This window comes from Allobosea sp. (assembly GCF_036675845.1).
Classification (GTDB): Bacteria; Pseudomonadota; Alphaproteobacteria; order Rhizobiales; family Beijerinckiaceae; genus Allobosea.
Genome location: NZ_JAKFED010000127.1, coordinates 1 through 2411 on the forward strand (window position 1 = coordinate 1; position 2411 = coordinate 2411).

The 2411-nt window shown below is 68.3% G+C and carries 3 protein-coding genes; 2 read left to right on the top strand and 1 reads right to left on the bottom strand.

All coding sequences use genetic code 11. The annotated features are described in order from the left end of the window. Together V6M56_RS13380 and V6M56_RS13385 are read left to right on the top strand one after the other, a co-directional pair. Positions 1-971 (top strand): cysteine desulfurase (locus tag V6M56_RS13380; protein ID WP_332684440.1); only part of this gene is annotated, 971 nt, incomplete at its 5' end. Positions 972-1041: 70 nt separating this feature from the next. After that, positions 1042-1380 carry an SUF system Fe-S cluster assembly protein gene (locus V6M56_RS13385; protein ID WP_332684444.1) on the top strand — a complete coding sequence of 113 codons (339 nt, stop codon included), beginning with the start codon at positions 1042-1044 and terminating at the stop codon, positions 1378-1380. A gap of 89 nt (positions 1381-1469) precedes the next feature. On the opposite strand, the gene V6M56_RS13390 is transcribed toward V6M56_RS13385, so the two are convergent. Beyond that, positions 1470-2411: outer membrane protein (locus V6M56_RS13390; protein WP_332684442.1), on the bottom strand; the 942-nt coding region annotated here is incomplete at its 5' end.

Here is a 2411-nt window from a genome sequence, read left to right on the forward strand (position 1 = left end):
TCGAGGAGATCGTGTTCACGCGTTCCTCGACCGGGGCGCTGAACGCCGTCGCGTCCTCGCTCGGCCGCCATCTCCAGATCCAGGAGGGCGACGAGATCATCCTCTCGATCCTGGAGCATCACTCCAACATCGTGCCCTGGCATTACTGGCGCGAGCGCCATGGCGCCGTGATCAAATGGGCGCCGGTCGACGAGGACGGCAATTTCCTCCTCGAGGAATTCGAGAAGCTGATCACGCCGCGCACCAAGGTGGTGGCGCTGACGCAGATGTCGAACGCGATCGGCACCGTGATTCCGATCGCCGAGGTCGCGGCCATCTGCCAGAGCTACCGCATCCCGCTGGTCGTCGACGGCAGCCAGAGCGCGGTCCATCTGCCTGTCGACGTGCAGGCGCTGGGCTGCGATTTCTACTGCTTCACCGGCCACAAGACCTATGGGCCGACCGGCTCCGGCGTGCTCTGGGGCAAGCGGGAATGGCTCACCAAGCTGCCGCCCTATGAGGGGGGCGGCGAGATGATCCTGACCGTCAGCGAGGACGCGATCACCTATAACGACCCGCCGCATCGCTTCGAGGCCGGCACGCCCGCGATCGTCGAGGCCGTGGGCCTCGGGGCCGCGCTCGACTACATGATGGCGCTCGGCCGCGAGAACATCGCGGCGCACGAAGCCCGGCTCGGCGACTACGCCATGCAGCGGCTCGGCGAGATGAACTCGATCCGCATCTTCGGCAAGGCGAGGCAGAAGGGCGCGATCATCGCTTTCGAGATGAAGGGCGCGCATGCGCATGATGTCGCCACCGTGATCGACCGGGCCGGCGTCGCCGTCCGGGCCGGGACCCATTGCGCCATGCCGCTGCTCGCACGATATGGGGTGACATCGACCTGCCGTGCGTCGTTCGGCCTCTACAACACGCTGGCGGAAGTCGATAAGCTGGTCGAGGCCCTGCGCAAGGCGGAAGACTTGTTCTCCTGATCCGCCGATTGCCTGAACTGGAAGCGCCATGAGCGACACTGCCGAGGAACTCAAGCCCAACGCGCCGACCATGGGCGCCAGCGCCGGCCTGCCGCCGGAGGAGATCGACCGGCTGACCGACGACATCGTCGCGGCGCTGAAGACGGTCTACGATCCGGAGATCCCGTCCGACATCTACGAGCTCGGCTTGATCTACCGTGTCGATATCGCCGATGACCGCCAGGTCGCGATCGACATGACGCTGACGGCGCCGGGCTGCCCGGTCGCCGGCGAGATGCCGGGCTGGGTCGAGAACGCGGTCGGCGCCGTGCCGGGCGTCGCCTCGGTCACCGTCAACATGACGTTCGACCCGCCCTGGGACCAGTCCCGGATGTCGGACGAGGCGCGGGTCGCGCTCGACATGTGGTGAGCTGGGCGGTCGCAGCCAGGAGCTGAGATCAACGAACCGAAATCAAGGCCGCTGCGATCGCAGCGGCCTTTTCGTTGCCTGGGCGTTCGTCAGAAGCCGAAATTGAAGCCGGCCTTGACGATATCGCCGGCCGTGCGCGGCCGCATGGTTGCGTACTGGCTCGGCGCCAGTCCGGTGAAGTCCTGCAGCATCAGCCGCTTCTGCCCGAGTTCGTAATGGGTGTAGTCGAGCCTGACCGACATGCCGGGTGCAATCGCGTACTCGATGCCGCCGCCGATCGCCCAGCCGCTGGCGAGCCCTGAGCGCGAGCCGCTGGCGCCGGAGGTGGTCTGCGGATTATCGGGCGTGATCGAGCCCTTCTGCTCGACGAGGCCATAGGCATAGCCGCCCGTGCCGTAGATCAGGAAGTCGCCGAGCGCGATGCCGGCGCGCACCCGCACCGTGCCCAGCATCGAGAGGTCGTTGCTGGCGCGGGTGGTGAAGCCTCCTGCGCCGGGATTGGCGGAGACGGTCTCGCTGCCGCCGAGGCGGGTGGCGGAGAGGTCGGTCTCCGCGCCGATCACGACCGCGCCGATCTGGTAGTTGAAGCCGAACTGGGCGCCTCCGACCGCGCCGCCGCCTTCAGGCGTCAGGCTGCGCGGAACGCTGCCCGGGTCGATCGCCCAGGGGGCGAGAATCGGCGTCCCGACGGTGGTGACCGACGAAGCGTCCGTCGAAGTGACCGTCGAGGTGACGGTGGTGGTGACCGGGATGGAGTCGGTGTTGTCCGTGCTGGTGGTCGTGGTGGTCGTGGTGGTGGTGGTCGTGTTGGTTGTCGTGTTCGTCGGGGAGATCATCGGGCCGCCGAAGGGTCCTCCGACGGTCGTGCGGTCGCTCTGACGCCCACCGCCGAGCGAGCCGCCGACATAGAAGCCGGTCCAGCGCGGCCGTGCGGGCAGGGCGTAGGGCAGAACCGGCGCCAGGACCGGAGGCGGCGGAGGCGGTGCGGCCGGCGCCTGCCGTGCCGGGCCGCTCCGGGCCGGCGCGACGCC